Below are 25,725 nucleotides of genomic sequence, written 5' to 3'. Positions count from 1 at the left end.
CTGGCATTTTCCGCTGGCCGTTGGTTTTATGATCTGTTTTCGGCGAGGGTTGCTCGTGATTGTAAGTCCCTGTAATGCACCAAAAACCCCCGGCATTCGGCTGCGCAAGGCCTTGTTGGCAAGCGCGACCCTGGTCGGCCTGCTGAGCGCCGGCCAGCTGTGGGCATTCAACCTGGACGACGTTGCGTCCAAGGCAAAGGACCTGGCTGGCGAGAAGTACGAAGTACCGAAAAGCAACCTGCCGGCGACGTTCCGCGACATGAAGTTCGCGGACTACCAGAAGATTCATTTCATTCAGGAAAAGGCCGAGTGGGCCGGGGACAAGACCCCGTTCAAACTGTCCTTCTATCACCAGGGCATGCACTTCGACACCCCGGTCAAGATCAACGAAGTCACCGCCACGACGGTCGAGGAAATCAAGTACGACCCGAGCCGTTTCGATTTCGGTGATGTACCGCACGACGCCAAGACCACCGAAAACCTGGGCTATGCCGGTTTCCGCGTGCTTTATCCGATCAACAAGGCGGACAAGCAGGACGAGATCATGACCCTGCTCGGCGCCAGCTACTTCCGCGTGGTCGGCAAGGGCCACATCTACGGTCTTTCGGCGCGTGGCCTGGCCATCGACACGGCATTGCCTTCGGGTGAGGAGTTCCCGCGCTTCCGCGAGTTCTGGGTCGAGAAGCCCAAGCCGACCGACAAGCACCTGGTGATCTACGCACTGCTGGACTCGCCACGTTCCACCGGCGCCTACAAGCTGACCCTGCGCCCTGGCTCCGATACCATCGTCGACGTCAAGTCGCGGGTCTACCTGCGCGATCATGTGAGCCGCCTCGGCGTCGCGCCCTTGACCAGCATGTTCCTGTTCGGCAGCAACCAGCCTTCGAAGATTCTCAACTATCGCCCGGCGCTGCATGACTCCGAAGGCCTGTCCATCCATGCCGACAACGGCGAATGGCTATGGCGCCCCCTGAACAATCCACGGCACCTGGCCGTCAGCAACTTCAGCGTCGAAAACCCGCGTGGCTTCGGACTGCTGCAGCGCCAGCGCGAGTTCGCCCACTACGAAGACCTGGACGACAACTACCAGAAGCGTCCGAGCGCCTGGATCGAACCACGTGGCGACTGGGGTAAAGGTACCGTGGATCTGGTAGAGATCCCGACCGCCGACGAGACCAACGACAATATCGTGGCCTATTGGAGCCCCGAGAAATTGCCGGAGCCCGGTCAGCCGGTCGAATTCGACTATCGCCTGCACTGGACGATCAACGAGTCCCAGTTCCACTCGCCCGAGCTTGCCTGGGTCAAGAAGACCCTGCGCTCCACGGGTGACGTCAAGCAGTCCAACCTGATCCGCCAGCCTGACGGCAGCGTGGCCTTCCTGGTCGACTTCGAAGGTCCGGTGCTCGCCGCACTGACCGAAGACACCGCGGTGCGTAGCCAGGTCAGCGTGGGTGACAACGGCGAGGTGGCCGAGAACAACCTGCGCTACAACCCCGAGACCAAGGGCTGGCGCCTGACCCTGCGGTTGAAGGTCAAGGATGCGGCCAAACCTGTCGAGATGCGTGCCGCGCTGCTGCGTGACGTACCGGCCGAACCGGCCAAGGACAGCAAGCAGGACAAGGCTGCAACCAAGCAGACCCAACAGGCCAAGGCTGATAAGCCTGCCGAGCAACCTGCCGCCGATGCGGCATCCATTACCGAGGCCCCGGCCACCACCGAACAGGTGCTGACCGAGACCTGGAGCTATCAGTTGCCTGCCGATGAGTAACTCAAGCGTCAAGCCGGAATCGCTCGGCGAATACCTGGCCCACCTTCCTCTGAGCGATGAGCAGCGTGCCGAACTGGCCGACTGCTCCTCGTTCGGCGAGCTGCACCAGCGCCTGTCGGCGCAACCTGCCGCGACGTCCACCGAGGCCGTCCAAGCCTCGGTGGGCAGCCGGTTGACGATGGGCACCGCTGCAGAGCTCGAAGAGGCCGAAATGCTCGGCGTCGACGGGGAAGGGCGGCTGAGCCTGAAAATCGCACCGCCGATCCAGCGTACCCGGGTCATCCCCGAGCCTTGGCGGACCAACGTGCTGGTGCGTATCTGGCGCCAGTTGACCGGCCGCACCAACGTGCCACCGCCGCCCGAGCGTGAGCTGCCCTCGGCGCGCTGGCGCTGGGTCGGTTCCATGCGCCGCTACATTCTCCTGGCCCTCATGCTTGGCCAGACGGTCGTCGCCAGCTGGTACATGAAAGGCATCCTGCCCTACCAGGGCTGGTCGTTCGTCGATCTTGACGAAGTCTTCAACCAGTCGTTGTGGGACACCGTGGTGCAGGTCTGGCCCTATGCCTTGCAGACCACCATCCTGATCCTCTTCGGCATCCTGTTCTGCTGGGTTTCGGCGGGCTTCTGGACCGCGTTGATGGGCTTCCTCGAGCTGCTTACCGGACGCGACAAGTACCGTATTTCCGGCGCGAGTACCGGTAACGAGCCCATCGAGCCGGGTGCCCGTACCGCGATCGTCATGCCGATCTGCAATGAAGACGTTCCCCGCGTCTTCGCCGGCTTGCGAGCCACCTTCGAATCGGTCGCCGCCACGGGCGACCTCGACCGTTTCGACTTCTTCGTGCTCAGCGACACCAACGACCCCGATATCGCCGTTGCCGAGCAGCAGGCGTGGCTGGAGGTCTGTCGTGAAGCCAAAGGCTTCGGGCGTATCTTCTATCGCCGTCGCCGCCGCCGGGTCAAGCGCAAGAGCGGCAACCTCGATGACTTCTGCCGCCGCTGGGGCAGCGAGTACCGCTACATGGTCGTGCTCGATGCCGACAGCGTGATGAGCGGCGAATGCCTGACCAGCCTGGTGCGCTTGATGGAAGCCACGCCGGATGCCGGTATCATCCAGACCGCGCCCAAGGCGTCGGGCATGGATACCCTGTATGCGCGCATGCAGCAGTTCGCCACCCGTGTCTATGGGCCACTGTTCACCGCTGGCCTGCACTTCTGGCAGTTGGGTGAATCGCACTACTGGGGCCACAACGCGATCATTCGCATGAAACCCTTCATCGAGCATTGCGCCCTGGCGCCACTGCCGGGCAAGGGTGCCTTCGCCGGCGCGATCCTTTCCCACGACTTCGTCGAAGCCGCGCTGATGCGCCGTGCCGGCTGGGGTGTGTGGATCGCCTACGACCTGCCGGGCAGCTACGAGGAATTGCCTCCCAACCTGCTCGACGAGCTCAAGCGCGACCGTCGCTGGTGCCACGGCAACCTGATGAACTTCCGCCTGTTCCTGGTCAAGGGCATGCACCCGGTACACCGCGCGGTCTTCCTCACGGGGGTCATGTCGTACCTGTCGGCTCCGCTGTGGTTCTTCTTCCTGGTACTGTCGACCGCCTTGCTGGCGACCAACACCCTGATGGAGCCTCAGTACTTCCTCGAGCCGTTCCAGCTCTATCCGCTGTGGCCGCAGTGGCATCCGGAGAGGGCGATCGCGCTGTTCTCTACCACCATCGTGCTGCTGTTCCTGCCCAAGCTGCTGAGCATCATCCTGATCTGGGCCAAGGGTGCCAAGGAGTTCGGGGGGCGTACCCGGGTCACCCTGTCCATGCTGCTGGAGATGCTCTTCTCCATGTTGCTGGCGCCGGTGCGCATGATCTTCCACACGCGCTTCGTCCTGGCGGCCTTCCTGGGCTGGGCGGCGACCTGGAACTCGCCGCAGCGTGACGATGACTCCACGCCCTGGAGCGAGGCCGTGCGCCGTCATGGTCCTCAGACGCTGCTGGGCATCGCCTGGGCCCTGCTGGTGGCCTGGCTGAACCCGAGCTTCCTCTGGTGGCTGACCCCTATCGTCGGCTCGTTGGTATTGTCGATCCCTGTGTCGGTGATCTCCAGCCGCGTCAACCTGGGCCTGCGCGCCAGAGATGAGCGTCTGTTCCTGATCCCCGAGGAATACGCCACCCCGCACGAGCTGCTGGCAACCGATCAGTACACCCATGAGAACCGTTGGCACGCCATGCGTGACGGCTTCGTCCGCGCCGTGGTCGACCCGCGCCAGAACGCCCTGGCTTGCGCCATGGGTACTGCCCGCCACGGTCAGGCCGAGCCGATCGAGGCTCTGCGGGCCGAACGTATCGCCAAAGCGCTGCAAGCCGGGCCCAAGGGTATCGATGGCAACACGCGCCTTGCCCTGCTGAGCGATCCTGTGGCGCTGTCGCGGCTGCATGATCTGGTCTGGACGGAGCACAAGGCAGAGTGGCTGGACGTCTGGCGCAGCTCCATCGACAACGATCCGCACTCACCCTTGCTGCCTCTGCACCCCGAGGCACAGCCCCAGCCCTCGCTGGTCGGCGCATGAAGTGATCGCGGGCTTGCCGGTTACCCGGCAAGCCCGCGATTCTTTTTGGCCAACAAAGTCCCTTCTGCTATATGTGTCGACCCGCGCATGGGTTAGCATCCCTTCCCGAATATGTCGGATCGGCCCGTTTGGCCGTTCGCCGCCAATAATAAAGCTCGCGTTTACTTGCTAGGGGACTTGGTGATGATGAAGAAATACCTGTCGCGACTGCTGGTCGGTGTCACTGCGCTGGTCGCAGTCGCTGCCGCTCAGGCCGGCGCCATCGATGATGCGGTCAAACGTGGCACTTTGCGGGTAGGCATGGACCCGACCTACATGCCGTTCCAGATGACCAACAAGCGCGGTGAAGTCATCGGTTTCGAGGTGGATATTCTCAAGGCGATGGCCAAGTCCATGGGCGTCAAGCTCGAGACGGTCTCTACCGCTTATGACGGCATCATCCCGGCCCTGTTGACCAACAAGTTCGACTTCATCGGTTCCGGCATGACCCTGACCCAGGAACGCAACCTGCGCCTGAACTTCAGCGAACCCTTCATCGTGGTGGGTCAGACCCTGCTGATTCGCAAGGAACTGGCAGACAAGGTCAAGACCTACAAGGACCTGAACGCCGCTGAATACCGCATCACCTCCAAGCTCGGTACCACCGGTGAGATGGTCGCCAAGAAGCTGATCAGCAAGGCCAAGTACCACGGCTATGACAACGAGCAGGAAGCGGTGATGGACGTAGTCAACGGCAAGGCAGATGCCTTTGTCTACGATGCCCCCTACAACGTCGTGGCGGTAAACAAGGCGGGTGCCGGCAAGCTGGTGTTCCTGGACGAACCGTTCACCTACGAGCCACTGGCCTTCGGCTTGAAGAAGGGTGACTACGACAGCATCAATTTCATCAACAACTTCCTCCACCAGATCAAGCACGACGGTACCTACGATCGAATCCACGACAAGTGGTTCAAGAACACCGACTGGCTGAAGGAAATGGAATAAGCCCAGGCTACACACCCAGGCTATGACCCCGACGCGCAGGCCAGTCCTGCGCGTTCGCATTTACGGAACTCCCCGACGTGATCAAACACAAGAAAGCCCAGTGGCCCTGGCACGCGCTGACCGCGCTGGTCCTGGTGGGCCTCGCGCTCAGCCTGTACCTTGCCACTTCGATGATCTCCTACGAGTGGCGCTGGAACCGGGTGCCGCAGTATTTCGCCTATCAGGCCGAAGAAGCCCAGCGGGCTTCCGGTAACGGCACGGTGCAGGACATCGTCCGCCAGGGCGAAACCGCCCGTGTCACCCTGCGTGACGAGGACGGCGCAGAGCAGGTGCTGGAGGTGGCGCAGGACAGTCTGCAGTTCAGTCGCGGTGACGACTTCGCCGAGGGCGACGTGATCGGCGTGACTCGGCACTGGGCAGCAGGGCCCTTGGCCTGGGGGCTTTGGACTACCTTGTGGCTTTCCGTGGTGTCCGGGGCGTTCGGCTTGCTGATCGGCCTGTTCGCCGGCCTGTGCCGGCTGTCGAACAACCCGACGGTACGCGATCTGTCGACGGTGTATGTCGAGCTGGTGCGTGGTACGCCGCTGCTGGTGCAGATCTTCATCTTCTATTTCTTCATCGGCACCGTGCTCAACCTGTCTCGAGAGTTCGCTGGCGTGGCCGCCTTGGCACTGTTCACCGGCGCTTACGTGGCCGAAATCGTTCGTGCCGGCGTGCAGTCCATCGCCAAGGGCCAGAACGAAGCAGCGCGCTCCCTGGGGCTCAATGCCGGGCAGTCGATGCGCCACGTGATCCTGCCACAGGCCTTCAAACGAGTACTGCCGCCGCTGGCGGGGCAGTTCATCAGCTTGGTCAAGGACACGTCGCTGGTGTCGGTCATTGCCATCACCGAGCTGACCAAGAGCGGTCGCGAGGCGATCACGACGTCCTTCTCCACGTTCGAGATCTGGTTCTGCGTGGCAGGTTTGTACCTGCTGATCAACCTGCCGCTGTCGCATTTCGCCAGCCGGCTCGAGCGGAGGCTAGCACAAAGTGATTGAAGTCCGTGATCTGCTGAAAGTCTTCGACACCCGTGGCCACGTGGTGCGTGCCGTGGACAATGTCACCACGCGCGTGGACAAGGGCGAAGTGGTGGTCGTGCTGGGGCCATCCGGCTCGGGCAAGTCCACCTTCCTTCGATGCCTCAACGGCCTGGAAGATTTCGACCAGGGCCATGTGGCCATCGACGGCTTGCCGCTGGACGACCCGAAGACCGACATCAATGCCTATCGGCGCGAAGTCGGCATGGTCTTCCAGCATTTCAACCTGTTCCCGCACATGACCGTGCTCGAGAACCTCTGCCTGGCGCAGAAAGTGGTGCGCAAGCGTGGCAAGGCCGAACGCGAGGCGAAGGCTCGTGCCCTGCTGGAGAAAGTAGGCATTGCCGAGAAAGCCAACGAGTATCCATCGCGGCTCTCTGGCGGCCAGCAACAACGCGTGGCCATTGCGCGCGCCCTGGCGATGGGGCCCAAGGTCATGCTGTTCGACGAACCGACCTCGGCGCTCGACCCCGAGATGGTCGGCGAGGTGCTGGATGTCATGAAGACCCTGGCGCAGGAAGGCATGACCATGGTCTGCGTGACCCACGAGATGGGCTTTGCCCGCGAGGTCGCGGACCGGGTGCTGTTCTTCGATCACGGTAAATTGCTGGAGGATTCCCCACCCCAGCAATTCTTCGCTGCCCCTCGTGATCCGCGGGCCCAGGCCTTCCTGCGCCAGGTGCTGTAACTACTGCCCGATACGGGGCCTACAGCCGGAATCTTCCGACCAGGCCCTGCAGGTGCGTGCCCAGGCGTGCCAGTTCGACGCTCGAGCTGGCCGTCTCTTCACTCGCGGCGGACGTCTGATCGGAGATGTCACGCACGTTCATGACTCCACGATTGATTTCCTCCGCCACGGCACTCTGCTGTTCGGCAGCGGTGGCAATCTGCTGGTTCATTGCCTGGATGGACGATACCGTGCGGGTAATGGTTTCCAGTGAACCACCGGCGCGCCGGGTCAGCTCGACGCTGTTGTCGGTAAGGCTGCGGCTGCTGTCCATGGCACTGGCGACTTGCTGGGTACCGCTCTGCAGCCCGGCGATCAGCGCTTCGATTTCCTCGGTGGATTTCTGCGTACGCTGGGCCAGGCTGCGCACTTCATCGGCGACCACCGCGAAGCCACGGCCCGCTTCACCGGCACGTGCCGCCTCGATGGCCGCATTGAGCGCGAGGAGGTTGGTCTGCTGGGCAACGGACTTGATGACGTCCAGGACGCTGCCGATCTTGTCGCTTTCGTTCTTGAGCTGGTTCATGGCCTCGCTGGAGTTTGCCACCTCGCGGGCCAGCAGTTCGATCTGGGCGATCGCCTCGCCGACCACGCGATCGCCCTCGCGAGCCTGCTGATCGGCCACGAGCGCCGCTTCCGATGCCTGTTCCGCATTGCGCGCGACTTCATGAACCGTTGCGGTCATCTGGTTCATGGCGGTGGCTACCTGGTCGGTCTCGACCTTCTGATTGGTGACGCCGGCGCTGGTCTGCTCGGTAACCGCCGAGAGTTCCTCGGCGGCACTGGCGATCTGCGTGACGCCATCGCCGATGCCGCCGATCAGCTCGCGCAGGCCCAAGGTCATGCGCTGCATGCTGGCCTGCAGTTGGCCCATTTCGTCGCGTCGATCCATGCGCACGTCCTGGCGCAGGTCGCCGCTCGCCACCCGCTCGGCGGCGGCCAGGGTTTCGCGCAGTGGCAGGGTGATCTGCCGGGTGATGATCCAGGCGGCGATGATACCCAGGACCAAGGCGAGTAGTGTAGCGCCCGCGAGCATCGACTTGGCCTGACGGCTATCTTGATTGCGCACTTCGGTCTGCGAACGGGTCAGCGCCTGGCTGGTATCGATCAGCACCTGGCCTTGGTCAGCCATATGCCGCAGTGCCTGGTCGCTGGCGACCTGGGCCGTGCCGAACTGGTCTACCGCCGAACGATAGGCTGCCAGTGCCTGGCTAGCCTCGTTTAACGCAGAGGCATAATCGGCGGGCAATTGGCTCGTCAGGGCTTGGAGCCCCGATGCTGCCTGGTCAATGGCTTGCAGTGCGCTTTGCTGGTATTCGGCCTGGCCACTGTAGGTATAACCACGTACCGCGAAACGAGCCTGTTGCAGCAATGCGTTGGCCTGCGCGGTGCTGGCGAAGTGGGTGATATCGCCCGCTTGCAGTAGGCGCTGCTCGACCTGGCCGATCAGTGCGGCGGCATGGTCGGCGCTGTCGCCCAATAGCGCACGGCTTGCTTCGCGCAACTGTGCGGCTTGGGTGAGTTCGGAGAACGCTCGCCGGTACTGGCGCACCGCTTCTTCCTGTTGCAGCAGGCGCTCGTGGTCGGCCGGCAAGGCGACCTTGCCCAGCACGATCTGCAGGCTCTGCTCAAGGGTGTCGAGGGTTTTTTCCATCTGCGTCACGCTCGTGGCATCGTGTTGACGCTCGTATTGCTGACGGGCAATGCGCAGATCTTGCGTACCCTGGTGGATCATCGAGATCTTGCCCAGCGTGTCGCCACGGTTGATGACACCATCCAGGCCAGTCCAGCCGGTCATGGTGATGGCCAAGGTCAGCAACAGCACCAGGCCAAAGCCAAAGCCCAATTTGCGATTGACGCTCGTGTTTCCCAAAGACTGGTTCAACCAACGGTACATGGATCGACTCCCTGACGCTCGTTCGGCGTTTTGATGTGCTTGGCCTTGCATCGGCCTGCACTGTCAGAACTTGACCTAGGAGTTATCCGAAAAGCTTGTCAGAAAATTCGCGATAGAAGCGCGGTCACCGCTGTTTCCACGCGCAGGATTCGGTCGCCAAGCTGTACGGGCGCCAGGCCGGCCTTGCCCAGCAGCTCTATCTCGTAGGGTATCCAGCCGCCTTCAGGGCCAATGGCCAGGGTCACGGAGCGATCGACGGCGCGCGGGCAGGCAGGGTATTGCCCCGGATGGCCGACCAGACCCAGGGTGCCTTCGGCGATGGCGGGCAGGCGGTCTTCGACGAACGGTTTGAAGCGCTTCTCGATGATCACCTCGGGCAGGACGGTATCGCGAGCCTGCTCCAGGCCGAGGATGAGGTTCTCGCGGATCGCCTCGGGGGTGAGAAAGGGTGTCTGCCAGAAACTTTTCTCGACACGGTAGCTGTTGACCAGGATCAAGCGTTGCACGCCCAGGGTGGCCACGGTCTGGAAGACCCGACGCAGCATCTTCGGGCGGGGCAGGGCAAGCACCAGCGTGAGTGGCAGCTTGGCTGGTGGCGGCTGGTCGAAGCCGACCTCGAGTTCGGCCTGATGACCTTCCAGCCGCACGACCGTGGCCTTGCCCATCAAGCCGCCCAGCCGGCCTACCCGCAGGCTGTCACCGACTTCGACACGGTGGATCTCCTGCATGTGGGTGAAGCGCCGGTCGGCCAGGACCACGCGATCCGCCGCGATGAAGTCGGCGTCATCAAGCACAAGCAGGTTCATGGCTGGGTCGCTGGTGGCTGATCGTCATGGTGGTCGGCGGTCTCGTCGTTCTCACGGCTGCGCTTGCGGATCAGGCCACCGAACAGCACGCCGATCTCGAACAGCAGCCACATGGGCACCGCCAGCAATGTCTGCGAGAAGATATCGGGCGGAGTGAGGACCATGCCGACGACGAAGCAGCCGATGATCACGTAGGGACGGATCTTCTTCAGATACTTGACGTCGACCACGCCGATCCACACCAGCAGGACCACGGCCACGGGGATCTCGAACGCCACGCCGAAGGCGAAGAACAAGGTCATGACGAAATCCAGGTAGCTGGCGATGTCCGTCATCATCGACACGCCCTCGGGAGTGGCGCTGGCGAAGAAGCCGAAAATCAGCGGGAACACCAGGAAATAGGCGAAGGCCATGCCCGCGTAGAAGAGGATGATGCTGGAGATCAACAGCGGGATGGCGATGCGCTTTTCATGACGATACAGGCCCGGTGCGATGAAGCCCCAGATCTGCTGCAGGATGACCGGCATGGCCAGGAACAGCGAGACGATCATGGTCAGCTTGAACGGCGTCAGGAACGGCGAGGCGACATCGGTGGCGATCATCGTCGCGTTGGCGGGCAAGTGCTCGCGCAACGGTGCCGAGACCAGCGTGTAGATCTGCTGGGCGAAGGCGAACAGCCCGGCGAAGATCAGGAAGATGGCGGCCACGCAGCGCAGAAGGCGGGTACGCAGTTCGGTCAGGTGCGAGACCAGCGGCATCGGCTGGTCGTGTTCCGGGATTTCGCTCATGGGGCTCGTGGCGGTTGAGGTGGCTCGGCCGGGGTAACGGGCGCAGGTGCGGTGGTATCGACTGGCGCGGGCGCATCGTTGGAGCTGGCGGGCGACGCTGTGGGAGCCGCCGGTGGTGTTTTCGGCGCCTGCGGGTTGAGGATGCGGCGTGCCTCCTGCTCCATCGAGAGGATGTGCTCGTTGTGTAGCTGACGACGGATGTCATCGGCGCCGATTTCGCGCTCGACCTCCTGCCGGATGCTGTTGAAGCTGCGTTTGAGTCGGCCGATCCACAGGCCTGCGGTACGCGCGGCGCCCGGCAAGCGCTCGGGGCCGAGCACCAGCAGGGAAATCAGGCCTACGAGCAGCAGCTCACTGAAGCTGATCCCGAACATTGGTCAGTCTTTCCGAATCGGGTCTTGGACCGGGTGGGCCTGGCCTTCGAGGGTCTGCGGCTGGTTCAGCGGGGCGGTGCCGTGTGGCTGTACCGGCGGCATGGGTTGCGCGGGCGGTGGGGTCGGCTCGACGGGTTTCTGCTCTTCATCGTTCATGGCTTTGCGAAAGCCCTTGATCGACTCGCCCAGGTCGCCGCCCAGGTTCTTCAGTTTCTTGGTGCCGAACACCAGTACCACGACCACCAGCAGGACGATCCAGTGTTTCCAGTCAAAAATACCCATGATGCTCTCCTCGAGTTCATTTCAGTCAGGCCGATGGCTGTCGTGCGGCTTTTTCGGCGTGCCCGGACAGGCCGAAGCGGCGGTCCAGTTCGTCCAGCACGGCTTGTGGATGCTGCCCCAACGCGCTCAGCATGACCAGGCTATGAAACCACAGGTCCGCGGTCTCGTAGATGACATCGCTGCAATCCTTGCTGATGGCGGCATCCTTGGCGGCGATGATCGTCTCGATCGACTCTTCGCCGAGCTTCTCGAGGATCTTGTTCAGGCCCTTGTGGTAGAGACTGGCCACATAGGAGCTGTCAGGGGCCGCGCCTTTGCGTTCTTCAAGAACTTGGGCAAGGCGGGTCAGAGTGTCGCTCATGTCAATGTCCTGCGTTGTAGATGGCATCAGGGTCCTTGATGACCGGATCGACGGTGATCCATCGGCCGTCTTCGTACACGCGATAGAAGCAGCTCTCGCGACCGGTGTGGCAGGCGATATGGCCCAGTTGCTCGACCATCAGTACGATCACGTCGGCATCGCAGTCCAGGCGCATCTCGTGCAGTTTCTGCACATGGCCCGATTCCTCACCCTTGCGCCACAGTTTGCCACGCGAGCGCGACCAGTAGATGGCCCGTTGCTCGGCAGCCGTCAGGGCCAGGGATTCACGGTTCATCCAGGCCATCATCAATACACGCCCGGTCTTGTGGTCCTGGGCAATGGCCGGTACCAGGCCATCGCTGTTCCACTTGATCTCGTCCAGCCAGTCTTTCATCTTCGGCTCCAAAACCAGGCCCGCTCCTGGGGCCCTGGCGCTAGTGTGCCAGCCAGCGGCGCGGCTGGCTATCGGCGCACGACCAGGTAGAGACCCGCGGCCAGCATCAGCCATGCCGGCCAGGCAGCCGGGGCGCTCAGACTGGCCGCGCCCACCGCGAGGGTCGCGCCGCCCGTGAGCAGTCCCGCACCCAGCAGGCGCAGTGCCCAGCCGTCGTGGTCACGTTGGCGCGGCATCTTCGGGTCTTTCAGGTGCGGCTGCGAGAGGCGTTCAAGCAGGTCGCGGGTCATGCCGGCCAGGTGCGGCAACTGCTCGACCTGGCTGTGCAGGTTGCCCAATACTGTCTTGGGGCTCATGCGCTCGCGCATCCAGCGTTCCAGGTACGGTTGCGCGGTGCTCCACAGGTCCAGGTCGGGGTAGAGCTGACGGCCCAGGCCTTCGATGTTGAGCAAAGTCTTCTGCAGCAACACCAGCTGCGGCTGGACCTCCATGTTGAAGCGCCGGGCGGTCTGGAACAGGCGCATGAGCACTTGGCCGAAGGAAATGTCCTTCAGCGGCTTTTCGAAGATCGGCTCGCACACGGTGCGGATAGCCGCCTCGAATTCATTGAGCTTGGTCTGCGCCGGCACCCAGCCGGAGTCGATATGCAACTGGGCGACACGACGGTAGTCACGCTTGAAGAAAGCGAACAGGTTGCGTGCCAGGTAATCCTGGTCCTCGGGCGTGAGGCTGCCGACGATGCCGCAATCGATGGCGATGTACTTCGGGCTCCACGGCTTCACGGTGCTGACGAAGATGTTGCCCGGGTGCATGTCGGCATGGAAGAAGCTGTCACGGAAGACCTGGGTGAAGAACAGCTCGACACCGCGTTCGGCCAGCATCTTCATGTCCGTGCGCTGGTCGGCCAAGGCTGCGAGGTCGGTGACCGGCACGCCGTAGATACGCTCCATCACCAGTACCTTGGGGCGGCACCAGTCCCAGTAGACCTGAGGCACGTACATCATGTCCGAGCCTTCGAAATTGCGTCGCAGCTGGCTCGCGTTGGCCGCCTCGCGCAGCAGGTCCAGCTCGTCGTAGATGGTCTTCTCGTAATCGTTGACCACTTCGACCGGGTGCAGGCGACGGGCATCGGCGGACACACGCTCGGCACCCTTGGCGATCAGGAACAGCCAGGCCAGGTCCTGGGCGATCACCGGCTTGAGACCGGGACGCACGACCTTGACCACCACTTCCTCGCCGCTCTTGAGCCGCGCGGCATGCACCTGGGCCACGGAGGCCGAAGCCAGCGGCTCGACGTCGAACCGGCTGAACACCTCGCCGACCGTGGCTCCCAGTTGCGCTTCGATCAGGGCCACGGCCTTCTTCGGATCGAAGGGCGGTACCCGGTCCTGCAGCAGCATGAGCTCATCGGCCATGTCCGTGGGCAGCAGGTCGCGGCGAGTGGAAAGCAGCTGGCCGAACTTGATGAAGATCGGCCCGAGGTCCTGCAGCGCCATGCGCAGGCGCGCGCCACGGCTCAGCGGCGAAGGCTTGCGCGGCAGCCAGCGCCAGGGCATGAACAGGCGCAGGCCCATCAGCCACCAGGGCAGGGGCAGGTCGAACAGCAAATCATCGAGTCGGTAACGGATTACGACGCGCTGGATGCGCAACAGACGGCGGACGGCGAGCAGCTTCATGCGTTATCGCTGGTATCAAGGGATCGGGCAAGGCGCTGGATACGCGCCTCGAGGCGTTCGATATCGACCTTCAGCGCATCGAGTTCGCTGAAGGCCGCTTCGGCTTCACGCTGGCCTACCAGAGTTCGAGACTCTTCGGCGAGGTATTCGGACAGGTTCTGGTTGAAACGGGCCAGGCCCTCGCGGGTCCAGCGCGCGCGCAGGCGCAGGTGGCCGGCGAGCAGCGCGGTAGGCACAGGGCCCAGCCAGCGCGACAGTTCGTATTCCCAGTCCAGCTCCAGGTCCTGGAGTATGCCGAACAGGTCCAGCAGTACGGCGGTGTCACCGCGCAGCTCGACCTGCGGAGCATGCAAGACGGCGTTCTTGTCCCTGGCGAATGCCAGCTGGACCAGGCTGCCGGCAGGTGCGCGCAAGGTGCAATCGACCTCGCCTTCCCAGTGCGCGGCGAGCATCAGGCCTTCTTCATCCGGCACGACGAAGACCTGCAGTGACGGCTGACGACAGTCGATGGCAATCACCTTGCCTTCGAGCGCGCCCAGTCGCGGCAGCGCCGTGCTGTCCATGCGCAGGACACGGTTGAGACCGTGTTCGACGCTGGCGAGGAGGCCGGCCAGGAACATCAGGGCTTGATGCCCCGGTGCAGGGCAACGATGCCGCTGGTCATGTTGTGGTAGGTGACGCGGTCGAAACCGGCGTCCACCATCATGCTCTTGAGCGTTTCCTGGTCAGGGTGCATGCGAATCGACTCGGCCAGGTAGCGATAGCTCTCGGCGTCATTGGTGATCAGCTTGCCGGCCAGCGGCATGAAGGCGAACGAGTAGGCGTCGTAGGCCTTGGACATCAGCGTATTGGTCGGCTTGGAGAACTCCAGCACCAGCAGGCGGCCGCCGGGCTTGAGGACACGGAGCATGGATCGCAGGGCGTCTTCCTTGTGGGTGACGTTGCGCAGACCGAAGGCGATGGTCACGCAATCGAAATGGTTGTCCGGGAAGGGCAGCTTTTCGGCATCGGCCTGGACGAACTCGATATTGCCCGCCACGCCCCGGTCGAGCAGGCGATCACGGCCGACCTTGAGCATCGAACTGTTGATGTCCGCCAGCACGACCTGGCCGGTGGGGCCGACCAGGCGGGCGAACTTGGCGGCCAGGTCGCCCGTGCCACCTGCGATATCCAGTACACGGTTGCCGGTGCGCACGCCGGACAGTTCGATGGTGAAGCGCTTCCACAACCGGTGCATGCCACCGGACAGGACATCGTTCATCAGGTCGTACTTTGCCGCCACGGAGTGGAAGACCTCGGCGACCTTCGCCGCCTTCTGGCTTTCCGGCACGTTCTTGTAGCCGAAATGGGTGCTGGGTTCGGCGTGGTCGTCTTTGCGCTGGTCGTTCATATCGATTCACCGAGAAAAATTATCGCCATTCTAGGGTGATCGGGCGGATTTGTCTTGGCAGGGTGTACCGTTGGACGGGTGCGGGCATAATGCGAGTATGTCTTCATACCCAGGAATTTTCGCATGACCCAGATCAGCGTCGAACGCAAACACAGCCTCGGTCGCGAGGCCGCGCGTGCCAAGGCAGAAACCCTGGTCGAGAAACTGTCCCGCGAGTACGATCTCAAGGCCGACTGGCAGGGCGATCGCGTCGACATCTCGCACAGCGGCGCCAACGGCAGCATCCAGATCGAGGACGACAGCATCCGGGTCGACCTGAAGCTGGGCATGATGCTGTCGATGATGAGTGGCAAGATCAAGAGCGAGATCGAGCGCGCCCTGGACAAGGCGTTGGCCTGAGCGAGCGTTACTCTCCGAGCGGTGCCGTCCGGTCCCGCTCACGCTTGCCACCGGCCGCTCCTCGCAGCCGCACCTGGCCGGCCACACCTAGCCGGCCGCACCTAGGGTGTGCATTCTAATTTTTTTGCCTACCTTGTGTTCGAGCCTTTCCCATCAATGAGCGCGAGGTGCAGAGCATGGCCAGAGTCACCCTGAGGAAAAAAGAAGTCCCGAACAGTACCCTGGGCGAGGTGCGCGGTTACGCGCGCAAGATCTGGCTCGCGGGCCTGGGTGCCTACACCCGTGCCGGCCAGGAAGGCGTCGACTATTTCCAGGAGCTGATCAAAGCCGGCGAAGGCGTTGAGAAACGCGGCGGCAAGCGTATCGAAAAGGCCGTGGACCATGGCTTGGACGCTGCCAACAGCCAACTCAACGAGACCGAGCGGGAACTGACCGCGGTGCGGGGTCGATTCGAGGTTCGTCTGGACAAGATCGAAAAAGCATTCGATGCGCGGGTCGCTCGTGCCTTGAATCGCGTCGGTATCCCGTCTAAACATGACGTGGAGACATTGTCCATCAAGCTTGAAGAGCTGACGGCGTTGCTCGCGCGCGTCTCGCGCAAACAATAAGGAGATCAGGATGGCTGGCAAGAAGAGTACCGAGAAAGAGAGCAATGGCTCCTGGGTCGGCGGGATCGAAAAGTATTCTCGCAAGATCTGGCTGGCGGGCCTGGGTATCTACTCCAAGGTCGATCAGGACGGCAGCAAGCTGTTCGACTCTCTGGTCAAGGATGGCGAAAAAGCCGAGAAGCAGGCCAGGAAGAGTGCCGAATCGGCCAAGGACGATGCCAGGGACAGCGCGCGGTCGGCGTCCTCGCGTGTTTCCGATGTCAAAGAGCGCGCCCTGGGCAAGTGGGGCGAGCTGGAAGAGGCCTTCGACAAGCGCTTGAACAGCGCCATCTCCCGCCTCGGCGTGCCGAGTCGCAACGAGATCAGGGCGCTGCATCAGCAGGTCGATACGCTGACCAAGCAGATCGAGAAGCTCACGGGCGCTTCGGTGACGCCGATCTCCACCAGGTCCGAGGCCACCGATACGGCAGCCGCCACGCCACTTGCCAAGGCATCGACCCGTTCCTCGGCAAAAGCAGCACCCAAGGCAGCGGCGTCAAAACCCGCGACCACCCGCGCAGCGGCGGCCAAGCCGGCGTCGGCCAAGGCAGAAACCGGCAAGGCTAGCAGTACTTCCAAGGCAGAAACTGCCAGGGCCAGCAGCACTACCAAGGCTGCAACCAGCAAGACAGCGTCCACCAAGACTGCCGCGAGCAAGTCTGGCGCGAGCAAGTCCGCCTCCACCACCGCGGCCAAGCCTGCGGCAGCCAGAAAACCGGCAGCCAGAAAGTCGCCTTCCAAAGTGGTTGCTGATGTGCCTGTTCAATCGGCAGCAGAGGCTGAATCGGCACCCGCCGCAAGCACCGCGAATTCCGGCAGCGCCCCGTCGACTTCGGAAAGCTCGGCCAGTCAGGGCTGAGGCCACCGCCCTCTATCGCAGGCCAGTACGGCACCCTGCGATGAGGGCGATTATGATCGTGCTGCCGCTGCCAGGGGCATGCCAGTAGGCTTTTGGCGCTCTCGAAACCGAGCGCCGCTCGCGCGGCGCATCGCGGGACAAGCCCGCTCACCACCAGTACGCGGTGCAGCGAGGCAGGCTCCCGGTGGTGAGCGGGCTTGTCCCGCGACGAGGCCATGAGCTTCAAGGAAGATTTCAGAAGCCGAAAGATAAGCCTCAGCATTTGAAAGTCGAATGTTTTTCCTTGCCGACTGGCATTGGGGTTTGCCAGGAGGCCGGCTCGCTCGCAATGCGCTGCCCAAGCGGCGCTCGATCTCAAAAACGCCACAAAACCTGACAGCATGCACCTGGCAGCTATCGCGCCATCCAACCCCATGCTCCCAACTCGGTCAAATTCCCGCCTATCCCTGCAGATACTTGCCCGCCACTTGCTCCGTCGCCCGCCGTGCCCCTGGCCGCAGGTGTGGCGCCACCAGCATCATCACCTGATACACCACCACCCCCACATCGCCCTCTCTGGCCAATACCCGCTGATAATCCAGCGAAAACAGCAGTGTCAGCGTGATCTGCTCCACCAGCTGACCCAGCGCCTGCGTTTCGCTGACCACCTGGTCCTGGGCCTTGAGACTGGCTAGCAGGGCGGCCAGCGTGCGTTTGAGGGCATTGATCAGGCTGCGGATGCGGCGGCCCAGGGTAGGCAGGCGGCCGGTGAGGTTGGAGAGGTCCTGGAACAGAAAGCGGTACTGGGCCATGCGCTCCATGATCAGGTGCAGGAACAGCCAGTAGTCCTCTGCATCCAGGCGCACCTCCAGAGGTGGATCGAGCAAGGGCAGCAGGGCTTCTTCGAAACGCTCGAACAGGCCCAGCACCAGCGGCTCCTTGCCGTGAAAGTGGTAATACAGATTGCCCGGACTGATCCCTAGCTCGTTGGCGATTTCCAGGGTCGTGACATTCGGCTCGCCTTGCTGATTGAACAGCTGCAGGGCGCAGTCGAGGATGCGTTCTCGAGTCTTTATCCGCGCCATGCTTACCGCGCCAGCACGTAGGTGCCGGGCGCGGCATCCAGCGGTGGATAGCTGGCATTGCCCAGTTCCTTGCGCGGCGCCTTGAACGCTCCCGAGCGCTCGCCTATCCACCCCAGCCAGGCCGGCCACCAGCTCCCCTCGTAGCGTGTGGCGTCATGGAGCCAGGCCCGTGGGTCGCTGGCGAGGGCAGTGCTGTCCAGGTAATAGGATTTGGGATTGCCCGGCGGGTTGATGATGCTCTGGATATGTCCGCTGTTGGCCAGCACGAAACGGCGCTCGCCCCCCAGCAGCATGGTCGAGCGGTAGACCGCATCCCAAGGCGTGATGTGGTCGTTGCTGCCCGCCACGGTAAAGCTGTCCAGGTCGACCTGCCGAAGATCGATCGGCGTACCGCATACTTCCAGGCGATTCGGGTGGACCAGAGGGTTGAGCTTGAAGAAATCCAGCAACTCGCCATGAAACGCAGCCGGCAACCGAGTGTTGTCGGCATTCCAGTAGAGGATATCGAAGGCTGGTGGCGTCTTGCCAAGCAGGTAGTTGTTGATCCAGTAGTTCCAGATCAGGTCGTTGGGCCGCATCCAGGCAAAGATTCGCGACACTTCGCCGCCATCGAGTACGCCTCGCTGATAGGACCGCCGCTTGGCGGCTTCAATGGTTTCCTCGTCGGCGAACAGGCTGGCCGGGCTGTCGAACTCGCAGTCGAGCAGGCTCACCAGGTATGTGGCGCTGCGCACCCGTTTGAGTCGTTGCCTGGCCTGCAGGTGCCCCTGCAGGGCCGCCATGGTCAACCCTCCCGCGCAGGCACCCATCAGGTTCGGGTCACGGCTGCCGGTGATGCTGCGGCAGGCGTTCAGGGCCTCTTCGAGCGCCTGGACATAGTTCGACAGCCCCCAGTCACGGTGCCTGGCCTCCGGGTTGCGCCAGCTGACCATGAAAACCTGCAGGCCGTTCTTGAGCATGTACTGGACGAAACTGTTGGTCGGTCCGAGATCGAAGACGTAGAACTTGTTGATCTGCGGCGGGATCACCAGCAGGGGGCGGGCATACTGCTTCTCGCTCATCGGCTTGTACTGGATAAGCTCGAGCAGCTCGTTGCGAAACACCACCGCACCCGGCGTCACGGCCAGATTGCCGCCGACCTGGAAGGCCTCGGGGTCCACCTGGCGCGGCAGACCCTGGTTGTGACGCAGATCGTCCAGCAGGTGCCTCAAGCCCTTGACCAGGCTCTGCCCCCCCGTGTTGAACAGTTCCTTGACCGCTAGAGGGTTGAGCAGTGAGTTGCTTGGCGCCAAGGCATCGTTGATCAGGCTGAACAGAAACTGCGCCCGGGCGCGGTCATCGGGTGCCAGACTGCTTTCCTCGATCCACAGCCGCGTCTGCTTCTGCCAGGCCAGATAGCCTTGCAGGCCGCGCCGGTACAGAGGGTTCTGTTCCCAGGTCGGATCACTGAAACGCTTGTCGCGGGGATTGGGCTGATGCAGCGTGTCTCCCAGCATTACCCGGCTCAACTGGCTCCCCAGGGCAAGCATGTGCCGGGCGGTGTGCACGGGATTGCGCAGACTGTGCGCGCCGACATGGCGCAGGGTCGATATCAGGTCACGACCGCGCAGGCCGGTCATCGCGTTCTGCACGTTCATCGTTATGGCGGGGACGTCTGTCGTTCCCCCGGCCGATCTTTCCTTCATAGCGCAACACTCCGTCGTCTGGCCATCCTTCCACGTACAGCTTGCGCAGACGTGGTCAGTGCACGCGCATCATCTCCCAGGGGCAGGTTGGGGATGCATGACCGCGCGCTGTCGCTCTTGCTGGAGAAACTTCATGATGATCGGGGCGACGGCTTCTGCCCGGGTGATCAGGAACAGATGGCCGTCGTCGATTATGTGTAGCTGGGCATTGGGAATTCGCCAGGCCAGCAGACGCATGTTGATCAGCGGGATCAGTGGATCGTCGTCACCGGCCAGTACCAGGGTCGGCTGTTGAATCTTGTGCAGCCAGTGGATACTGGTCCAGCCCAGCCCGGCGAACAGCTGCCAGTAGTAGCCGGTCTTGCCGCCCGAACGCACCTTCGCCGCGTGTGACAAGGCCAGGTTCGGATCTCGCCGAAAGCCGCCGCCATAGATCATGGGCGCGATGCGGATTACATGCGAGGGCTGCACGTAGCGGCGAGGGCTGGCCATCATCCACAGTACCTTGGGCTTGCCGGGCACCATGAAAGCGCCCGCCGCCGTGGCGGCCAGCACCAGCTTCTTGCAGCGCTCGGGGTAGTCATGGGCGAATTGCTGTGCCAGGGCCCCGCCCCAGGACACACCGATGACATTGACCTGGCCGTAGTCCAGGTAATCCAGCATGCGCGCGGTCAGCTTGGCCAGGCCAGGGAAGCGATAAGGCTGTCTCGGTGTGGACGAACCGCCGACCCCGGGCACATCGAAGGCGATGACTTCGAGGTCCGGGTCCAACGCGTCGATGAAGGGAAACACCAGCTCCAGATTGGCCCCTATGCCGTTGAAGATCAGCAAGGGCGTCAGGTGTGGTTTGCCAGGACGCACGGCGGTGCGGATCGACTGATTGTCCAGCTCGACAGTTCTGAAGATGTACGGATGCGGCATGCGCGAAACCCTGTGATGGAGAAGTCGCCGTGGCGCCCGCGGCGACACGGCGCAATGCTCAACGTTCGTGGACGTAGGTTCCCGGTGCCGCCTCGCCCGCGACGAAGGTGCGGTTGCCCAGGCGCGTAGGTGCCTTCTTGAGCTCACCGGCGCGCTCGCCCAGCCAGGACTGCCAGTGCAGCCACCACGAATCGGCGTGCTTGATGGCATTTTCCTGCCAGGCCAGCGCGTCACCGGGTTGCTCCGTACTGGTCATGAAGCGCGCCTTGGGATTGCCTGGGGGGTTGAGAAGGCTCTGGATATGGCCGCTGTTGGAAAGAACGAATTCGATCTTGCCGCCGAACAGGTGTGCCGAACGGTAGCAGGACTGCCAGGGCGTGATGTGGTCGGCGGTACCGGCGACACTGTAGATGTCGCATCGAACCTGCTTCAGGTCGATGGCCGTGCCGCAGACTTCAAGGGCCTGCGGCCTGGTCAGCGGGTTGTTCTTGAACATCTCGATCAGGTCGCCGTGGAACGCCGCGGGCAAGCGAGTGGTGTCGTTGTTCCAGAAAAGGATGTCGAACGCCGGCGGTTCGTTGCCAAGCAGGTAGTTGTTGACCCAGTAGTTCCAGATCAGGTCGTTGGGGCGCATCCAGGCGAAGACCTTGGCCATGTCGCTGCCTTCGAGCACGCCCGATTGATAGGAGTGTCGCTTGGCCGCTTCCAGGGTCTGCTCATCGACGAACAGGGCGACCTGGGTGTCCAGCGTGGTATCCAGCACGCTGACCAGCAGCGTGAGGGCATTGACCTTGTCCTGCCCCAGCGCCGCATAGTGACCGACGAGAGCCGTGCAGGTGATACCTCCCGAACAGGCGCCGAGCATGTTCAGGTCCTTGCTCCCGGTGATCGCCAGCACCGCATCGACCGCTTCCTTGAGCGCATCGATGTAGGTGGATAGGCCCCACTCACGCTGCGCCTTGGTCGGGTTGCGCCAGCTGATGATGAAAGTTTGCTGCTGGGAGCGCAGGCAGAAGCGCGCCAGGCTCTTCTCGGGGCTGAGGTCGAAGACGTAGAACTTGTTGATCTGTGGCGGGACGACCAGTAGCGGGCGGGCATGCACCTGCTCGGTGATCGGCCGATACTGGATCAGCTCCAGCACGTCGTTGCGGTAGACCACGGCGCCCTCGCTGGTCGCCAGGCTCTTGCCTACCTCGAAGGCGTTCATGTTCACCTGGCTAGGCATGCCGCCGTTGTTGACCAGGTCCTTGGCCAGGTTGGACAAGCCGTCCAGCAGGCTCTGGCCACCCGTCTCGAAGAAGCGTTTGACCGCCGCGGGATTGGCCATGGAATTGGTCGGGGCCATGGCTTCGGTCATCAGATTGATGACGAACTGGCCTCGGCTGATGTCCTGGGGCGACAGATCGCTGTTGCCGACCCAGTCATGCAGTTCCTTGCGCCAGGCCAGATAGCCTTGGAGGTAGCGGCGATACAGCGGGTTCTGACTCCAGGCAGGGTCGTTGAACCGGCGGTCGTCGCTTTCTGGCTGCAAGGTGGAACTGCCCAGCAGGACGTTCTTCAGCTCCAGGCTGAAATGGGCCACGTGCTTGGCGCTGAGCAAGGGCTGGCGCAGGGCCTGCCGCATGATGGTGCGTGCCGTGCTCAGCAGGTCCTTGCGGCGTATGCCGATGATCGGGTTCAGGCCAAGGGTGTTCTCCGAAGCCTGACGTTGCAGCTCATCGTTGTTCTTGCTACTCATCCGCGACGCTCCGTTGTCCTGAGACGAGTACCGGCTGGCTGTGGAGGGGTACACAGACAACGGCCCGGTACTGCTGCTCGGGTAACCAATGATGACGAACAGCGGTGCTGCGACCGACCTGCGTGCAGGGCGGGCAGTCTTGCGACAGACGCAAGAGCTGTTCTGCACGCGACCTGGCAGCTCGGCCCGGTCCTGCCCGTCAGACGATGCAGGGAACTTGCCAGCTCCATTGGTTACCCGACTTTGATGTAATGCGCAAGACAGTCACTCATTGGCTGTCTAGCAGGCATTCAAGCAGATCGGACGCAAAAAAAGCGCGTCAGTGTCCGGAAATGCCGTGTTAGAGCATCAGCTTTATTACCGTCTCGGCCGGATCACGGGACTTGCCTGCCTTGCGCAGCTCATCCAGATAATCGGCCCATAGCTGTTCCTGGCGCAGGCACAACTGCTCCAGGTACTCCCAAGTGAACAGTCCACTGTCGTGGCCGTCATCGAAGGTCAGTTTCAGTGCGTATTGTCCTGCGGGCTCCAGCCCGGTCAGGCCGACGTTGATCTTGCCGTATTGCAGGATGGGCGAGCCATGGCCCTGCACCTCGGCGGAGGGAGAGTGGACGCGGAGGAATTCGGCGGGCAGTTGGTAGGACTCGTCGGGGCCGTAGGTCAGGCCCAGGGTCTTGGAGGCTTTGTGAAGATTGATTGCAGTAGGGAGTCTGGGCATGGGGCTCGTCTCTAGGGCGTCTGGCCCTAGTTTCAAGCTTCGGGCATCAAGCCACAAGTCGGCTCATGCCGACTTGTGGCTTGAAATGCGCCGCGTTACAGGATGTAGCGCGACAGGTCTTCGTTCTGTGCCAGTTCGCCGAGGTGGCCGTTCACGTACTCGGCATCGATGCGGATCGGTGCCTCGCTGTGGGCGCTGGCCAGGTCGCCGGCGCTGAACGACACTTCTTCGAGCAAGCGTTCGAGCAGGGTGTGCAGGCGGCGAGCACCGATGTTCTCGGTTTTCTCGTTGACCTGGTAGGCGATCTCCGCCAGACGCTTGATACCCTCGGGTGCGAACTCGATGTTCAGGCCTTCGGTCTTGAGCAGCTCCCGGTACTGTTCAGTAAGCGATGCGTGCGGCTCGCTGAGAATGCGCTCGAAATCTCCCGGTGTCAGGGCCTTGAGCTCGACGCGGATCGGCAAGCGACCTTGCAGCTCAGGCACCAGGTCGCTCGGCTTGCTCAAGTGGAACGCGCCCGAGGCGATGAACAGGATGTGATCGGTCTTGACCATGCCCAGCTTGGTATTGACGGTGCAACCTTCGATCAGCGGCAGCAGGTCACGCTGGACACCCTCACGGGAAACATCGGCACCACCGACGTTGCCGCGCTTGGCGACCTTGTCGATCTCGTCGATGAACACGATACCATGCTGCTCGACCGCTTCCAGGGCCTTGGCCTTGAGCTCGTCCTCGTTGACCAGGCGGCTCGCCTCCTCGTCGCGGACCATCTTCAGGGCTTCCTTGACCTTCAGCTTGCGCGACTTGCGCTTGCCCTTGCCCATGTTGGCAAACAGGTTCTGCAGCTGGCTGGTCATCTCTTCCATGCCAGGCGGCGCGGCGATCTCGACGCCGACGGCCTCGGCCACTTCGATCTCGATTTCCTTGTCGTCCAGCTGGCCTTCGCGCAGGCGCTTGCGGAACAGCTGACGGGTATTGGAATCGCTGCTCGTGCTGGCGGCCTCCTCGCTGAAGCTGGTGGCGCGCGCCTGCGGCAGCAGGGCATCGAGGATACGGTCTTCGGCGGCGTCTTCGGCGCGATGACGCACACGTACGATTTCCTGTTCGCGCAGCAGTTTCAGCGCGGCGTCGGCCAGGTCACGGATGATCGACTCGACATCGCGGCCGACATAGCCCACCTCGGTGAACTTGGTCGCCTCGACCTTGATGAACGGCGCATTGGCCAGCTTGGCCAGGCGGCGAGCGATCTCGGTCTTGCCCACGCCGGTAGGGCCGATCATCAGGATGTTCTTCGGCGTGACCTCGGCGCGAAGCTCGGCGGGCAGTTGCATGCGCCGCCAGCGGTTGCGCAGGGCGATGGCCACGGCGCGCTTGGCGTCGTCCTGGCCGATGATGTGGCGGTTGAGTTCGTGGACGATCTCGCGGGGGGTCATGGACATAATGATGATGGTCCTCGGGCGCAGTGATTCAGCGTGGAAAAGCCCGACCACCGGGGGCGGGCGCCAGAACAGCTGATCACTCGGCCAGGTCCTGCTCCTCGATGGTCAGGTTGTGGTTGGTGAACACGCAGATGTCACCGGCGATGTTCAGGGCGGTCTCGGCGATCTCGCGTGCCGAGAGGTCGGTCTTGTTCAGCAGGGCGCGAGCCGCGGCCTGTGCGAACGCGCCGCCGGAACCCATGGCGATCAGGCCGTCTTCGGGTTCGACCACATCGCCGTTGCCGGTGATGATCAGCGAAGCGTCCTTGTTGGCGACCGCCAGCATTGCCTCCAGGCGGCTCAGCGAACGATCGGTACGCCACTCCTTGGCCAGTTCCACGGCGGCACGGACCAGATGACCCTGATGCTTTTCCAGCTGCCCCTCGAAGCGCTCGAACAGCGTGAAGGCATCGGCGGTGGCACCAGCGAAGCCAGCGATCACCTGACCGTGGTAGAGGCGACGGACCTTCTTGGCGTTACCCTTCATCACGGTATTGCCGAGGGAAACCTGGCCGTCGCCCGCCATGACGACTTTGCCGTGGCGGCGGACTGAAACGATGGTAGTCAAGGGAGAGTCTCCACGCAGCGGGGCGAAAATGCCTGATGAAGACTCATATGGGGTCGGGGGGGAGGATTTCAACCGTCGGATGTACAAGCGGCCGCCTGGCGGATGCCTTTGGATATCAGCGCCCTCGAAGCGCCGCCGCCCGTGCCATATTCCTCGGGTACCTGTCCTGGCCTCATCGCGGGGCAAGCCCGCTCACCACCTGGTCCGCGTCGCGCTTGCGGCTTGTGCGGGATCGCCTAGCCCTTTTTGCCGCGCTGTCCCGAAGCGAACAAAGACCGCAAGCGCAACGCGGACCAGGTGGTGAGCGGGCTTGTCCCGCGACGAGGCCGACAGCTGCACAAGCGATCTCGAGAGCCAAGGCCTCAACGCGCTGCGCTGCCGGCCATCATGCGGTTATACCTAAAGGCTGTCCCGAAAATGACACTCCAACCGTCGGATGTACAAGCGGCCGCCTGGCGGATGCCTTTGGATATCAGCGCCCTCGAAGCGCCGCCGCCCGTGCCATATTCCTCGGGTACCTGTCCTGGCCTCATCGCGGGGCAAGCCCGCTCAC

General features: G+C 62.8%; 25 protein-coding genes and 1 pseudogene. 8 read left to right on the top strand and 18 right to left on the bottom strand.

The window, feature by feature from the left end; genetic code table 11:
- The first annotated feature begins 55 nt into the window (after positions 1-55).
- The 5 genes from G7009_RS24400 (at position 56) to G7009_RS24380 (ending at position 7,088) form a co-directional block, all read left to right on the top strand.
- Positions 56-1,771, top strand: coding sequence for a glucan biosynthesis protein G (locus G7009_RS24400; RefSeq protein WP_308813351.1), 1,716 nt, complete (start codon positions 56-58; stop codon positions 1,769-1,771).
- Positions 1,764-4,337 carry a glucans biosynthesis glucosyltransferase MdoH gene (gene mdoH / locus G7009_RS24395; RefSeq protein WP_181132595.1) on the top strand — a complete coding sequence of 858 codons (2,574 nt, stop codon included), beginning with the start codon at positions 1,764-1,766 and terminating at the stop codon, positions 4,335-4,337. Before G7009_RS24400 ends, mdoH begins: the two co-directional genes overlap by 8 nt.
- A gap of 186 nt (positions 4,338-4,523) precedes the next feature.
- Positions 4,524-5,321: a transporter substrate-binding domain-containing protein gene (locus G7009_RS24390; RefSeq protein ID WP_181132631.1), complete on the top strand. Its 798-nt coding sequence runs from the start codon at positions 4,524-4,526 to the stop codon at positions 5,319-5,321.
- Positions 5,322-5,398: 77 nt separating this feature from the next.
- Complete coding sequence (locus tag G7009_RS24385; protein WP_181132594.1) at positions 5,399-6,361, top strand: amino acid ABC transporter permease; 963 nt, start codon at positions 5,399-5,401, stop codon at positions 6,359-6,361.
- Positions 6,354-7,088 carry an amino acid ABC transporter ATP-binding protein gene (locus G7009_RS24380; protein WP_181132593.1) on the top strand — a complete coding sequence of 245 codons (735 nt, stop codon included), beginning with the start codon at positions 6,354-6,356 and terminating at the stop codon, positions 7,086-7,088. Before G7009_RS24385 ends, G7009_RS24380 begins: the two co-directional genes overlap by 8 nt.
- Before the next feature lie 19 nt (positions 7,089-7,107).
- Here the strand turns inward: G7009_RS24380 and G7009_RS28360 are convergent, their stop codons facing one another.
- The 11 genes and pseudogenes from G7009_RS28360 to ubiE form a co-directional block, all read right to left on the bottom strand.
- Positions 7,108-7,821 (bottom strand): methyl-accepting chemotaxis protein, encoded by a 714-nt coding sequence (locus G7009_RS28360; RefSeq protein ID WP_445677197.1) that lies wholly within the window; start codon positions 7,819-7,821, stop codon positions 7,108-7,110.
- A gap of 144 nt (positions 7,822-7,965) precedes the next feature.
- Positions 7,966-8,862, bottom strand: a pseudogene (locus G7009_RS28355) (methyl-accepting chemotaxis protein); the annotation flags it as partial.
- Positions 8,863-9,122: 260 nt separating this feature from the next.
- Positions 9,123-9,830 carry a 16S rRNA (uracil(1498)-N(3))-methyltransferase gene (locus tag G7009_RS24370; RefSeq protein ID WP_181132591.1) on the bottom strand — a complete coding sequence of 236 codons (708 nt, stop codon included), beginning with the start codon at positions 9,828-9,830 and terminating at the stop codon, positions 9,123-9,125.
- Positions 9,827-10,618 (bottom strand): twin-arginine translocase subunit TatC, encoded by a 792-nt coding sequence (tatC, locus tag G7009_RS24365; RefSeq protein WP_181132590.1) that lies wholly within the window; start codon positions 10,616-10,618, stop codon positions 9,827-9,829. The genes G7009_RS24370 and tatC overlap by 4 nt, the downstream gene beginning before the upstream one ends.
- Entirely contained in the window at positions 10,615-10,992 is a 378-nt protein-coding gene (gene tatB, locus G7009_RS24360) for a Sec-independent protein translocase protein TatB (protein WP_181132589.1), read from the bottom strand. The genes tatC and tatB overlap by 4 nt, the downstream gene beginning before the upstream one ends.
- Positions 10,993-10,995: 3 nt before the next feature.
- A complete protein-coding gene (locus G7009_RS24355; protein WP_181132588.1) occupies positions 10,996-11,274 on the bottom strand; it encodes a twin-arginine translocase TatA/TatE family subunit in 279 nt (92 codons plus the stop codon).
- 25 nt (positions 11,275-11,299) lie between these two features.
- Positions 11,300-11,635 carry a phosphoribosyl-ATP diphosphatase gene (locus tag G7009_RS24350; RefSeq protein ID WP_181132587.1) on the bottom strand — a complete coding sequence of 112 codons (336 nt, stop codon included), beginning with the start codon at positions 11,633-11,635 and terminating at the stop codon, positions 11,300-11,302.
- Position 11,636: 1 nt separating this feature from the next.
- Complete coding sequence (gene hisI / locus G7009_RS24345; protein ID WP_181132586.1) at positions 11,637-12,029, bottom strand: phosphoribosyl-AMP cyclohydrolase; 393 nt, start codon at positions 12,027-12,029, stop codon at positions 11,637-11,639.
- 68 nt (positions 12,030-12,097) lie between these two features.
- The gene (gene ubiB / locus G7009_RS24340) at positions 12,098-13,705 is read right to left on the bottom strand and encodes a ubiquinone biosynthesis regulatory protein kinase UbiB (RefSeq protein WP_181132585.1); all 1,608 of its coding nucleotides are present in this window, start codon (positions 13,703-13,705) and stop codon (positions 12,098-12,100) included.
- Positions 13,702-14,325 carry a ubiquinone biosynthesis accessory factor UbiJ gene (locus tag G7009_RS24335; RefSeq protein ID WP_181132584.1) on the bottom strand — a complete coding sequence of 208 codons (624 nt, stop codon included), beginning with the start codon at positions 14,323-14,325 and terminating at the stop codon, positions 13,702-13,704. The genes ubiB and G7009_RS24335 overlap by 4 nt, the downstream gene beginning before the upstream one ends.
- Complete coding sequence (gene ubiE / locus G7009_RS24330) at positions 14,325-15,095, bottom strand: bifunctional demethylmenaquinone methyltransferase/2-methoxy-6-polyprenyl-1,4-benzoquinol methylase UbiE (protein ID WP_181132583.1); 771 nt, start codon at positions 15,093-15,095, stop codon at positions 14,325-14,327. The genes G7009_RS24335 and ubiE overlap by 1 nt, the downstream gene beginning before the upstream one ends.
- Before the next feature lie 123 nt (positions 15,096-15,218).
- Here ubiE and G7009_RS24325 point away from each other — a divergent pair, with 123 nt between their 5' ends.
- The 3 genes from G7009_RS24325 to G7009_RS24315 all read left to right on the top strand — a co-directional run bounded on the left by G7009_RS24325 (position 15,219) and on the right by G7009_RS24315 (position 17,000).
- Entirely contained in the window at positions 15,219-15,494 is a 276-nt protein-coding gene (locus G7009_RS24325; RefSeq protein WP_181132582.1) for a polyhydroxyalkanoic acid system family protein, read from the top strand.
- Between the two features lie 176 nt (positions 15,495-15,670).
- The gene (locus G7009_RS24320) at positions 15,671-16,102 is read left to right on the top strand and encodes a phasin family protein (RefSeq protein WP_181132581.1); all 432 of its coding nucleotides are present in this window, start codon (positions 15,671-15,673) and stop codon (positions 16,100-16,102) included.
- A gap of 10 nt (positions 16,103-16,112) precedes the next feature.
- Positions 16,113-17,000, top strand: coding sequence for a phasin family protein (locus G7009_RS24315; protein WP_181132580.1), 888 nt, complete (start codon positions 16,113-16,115; stop codon positions 16,998-17,000).
- Between the two features lie 440 nt (positions 17,001-17,440).
- Here the strand turns inward: G7009_RS24315 and G7009_RS24310 are convergent, their stop codons facing one another.
- From G7009_RS24310 to hslV, 7 genes are all read right to left on the bottom strand, one after another.
- A complete protein-coding gene (locus G7009_RS24310) occupies positions 17,441-18,055 on the bottom strand; it encodes a TetR/AcrR family transcriptional regulator (protein WP_181132630.1) in 615 nt (204 codons plus the stop codon).
- Between the two features lie 11 nt (positions 18,056-18,066).
- A complete protein-coding gene (gene phaC, locus G7009_RS24305; RefSeq protein WP_181132579.1) occupies positions 18,067-19,749 on the bottom strand; it encodes a class II poly(R)-hydroxyalkanoic acid synthase in 1,683 nt (560 codons plus the stop codon).
- Between the two features lie 69 nt (positions 19,750-19,818).
- Positions 19,819-20,670 (bottom strand): poly(3-hydroxyalkanoate) depolymerase, encoded by an 852-nt coding sequence (gene phaZ / locus G7009_RS24300; RefSeq protein ID WP_181132578.1) that lies wholly within the window; start codon positions 20,668-20,670, stop codon positions 19,819-19,821.
- Between the two features lie 58 nt (positions 20,671-20,728).
- Positions 20,729-22,408 (bottom strand): class II poly(R)-hydroxyalkanoic acid synthase, encoded by a 1,680-nt coding sequence (phaC, locus tag G7009_RS24295; RefSeq protein ID WP_181132577.1) that lies wholly within the window; start codon positions 22,406-22,408, stop codon positions 20,729-20,731.
- A gap of 340 nt (positions 22,409-22,748) precedes the next feature.
- Positions 22,749-23,126 carry a gamma-butyrobetaine hydroxylase-like domain-containing protein gene (locus tag G7009_RS24290; RefSeq protein WP_181132576.1) on the bottom strand — a complete coding sequence of 126 codons (378 nt, stop codon included), beginning with the start codon at positions 23,124-23,126 and terminating at the stop codon, positions 22,749-22,751.
- A 95-nt stretch (positions 23,127-23,221) separates the two neighbouring features.
- A complete protein-coding gene (hslU, locus tag G7009_RS24285; RefSeq protein ID WP_181132575.1) occupies positions 23,222-24,565 on the bottom strand; it encodes an ATP-dependent protease ATPase subunit HslU in 1,344 nt (447 codons plus the stop codon).
- A gap of 76 nt (positions 24,566-24,641) precedes the next feature.
- Entirely contained in the window at positions 24,642-25,172 is a 531-nt protein-coding gene (gene hslV / locus G7009_RS24280) for an ATP-dependent protease subunit HslV (protein ID WP_158458616.1), read from the bottom strand.
- Between the last annotated feature and the right edge of the window lie 553 nt (positions 25,173-25,725).

The sequence above is a fragment of the Pseudomonas capeferrum genome (genome assembly GCF_013523055.1).
Lineage (GTDB): Bacteria > Pseudomonadota > Gammaproteobacteria > Pseudomonadales > Pseudomonadaceae > Aquipseudomonas > Aquipseudomonas capeferrum_A.
Note: the sequence above shows the minus strand (reverse complement) of the source record. Positions and strands in the feature narration are given on the sequence as shown.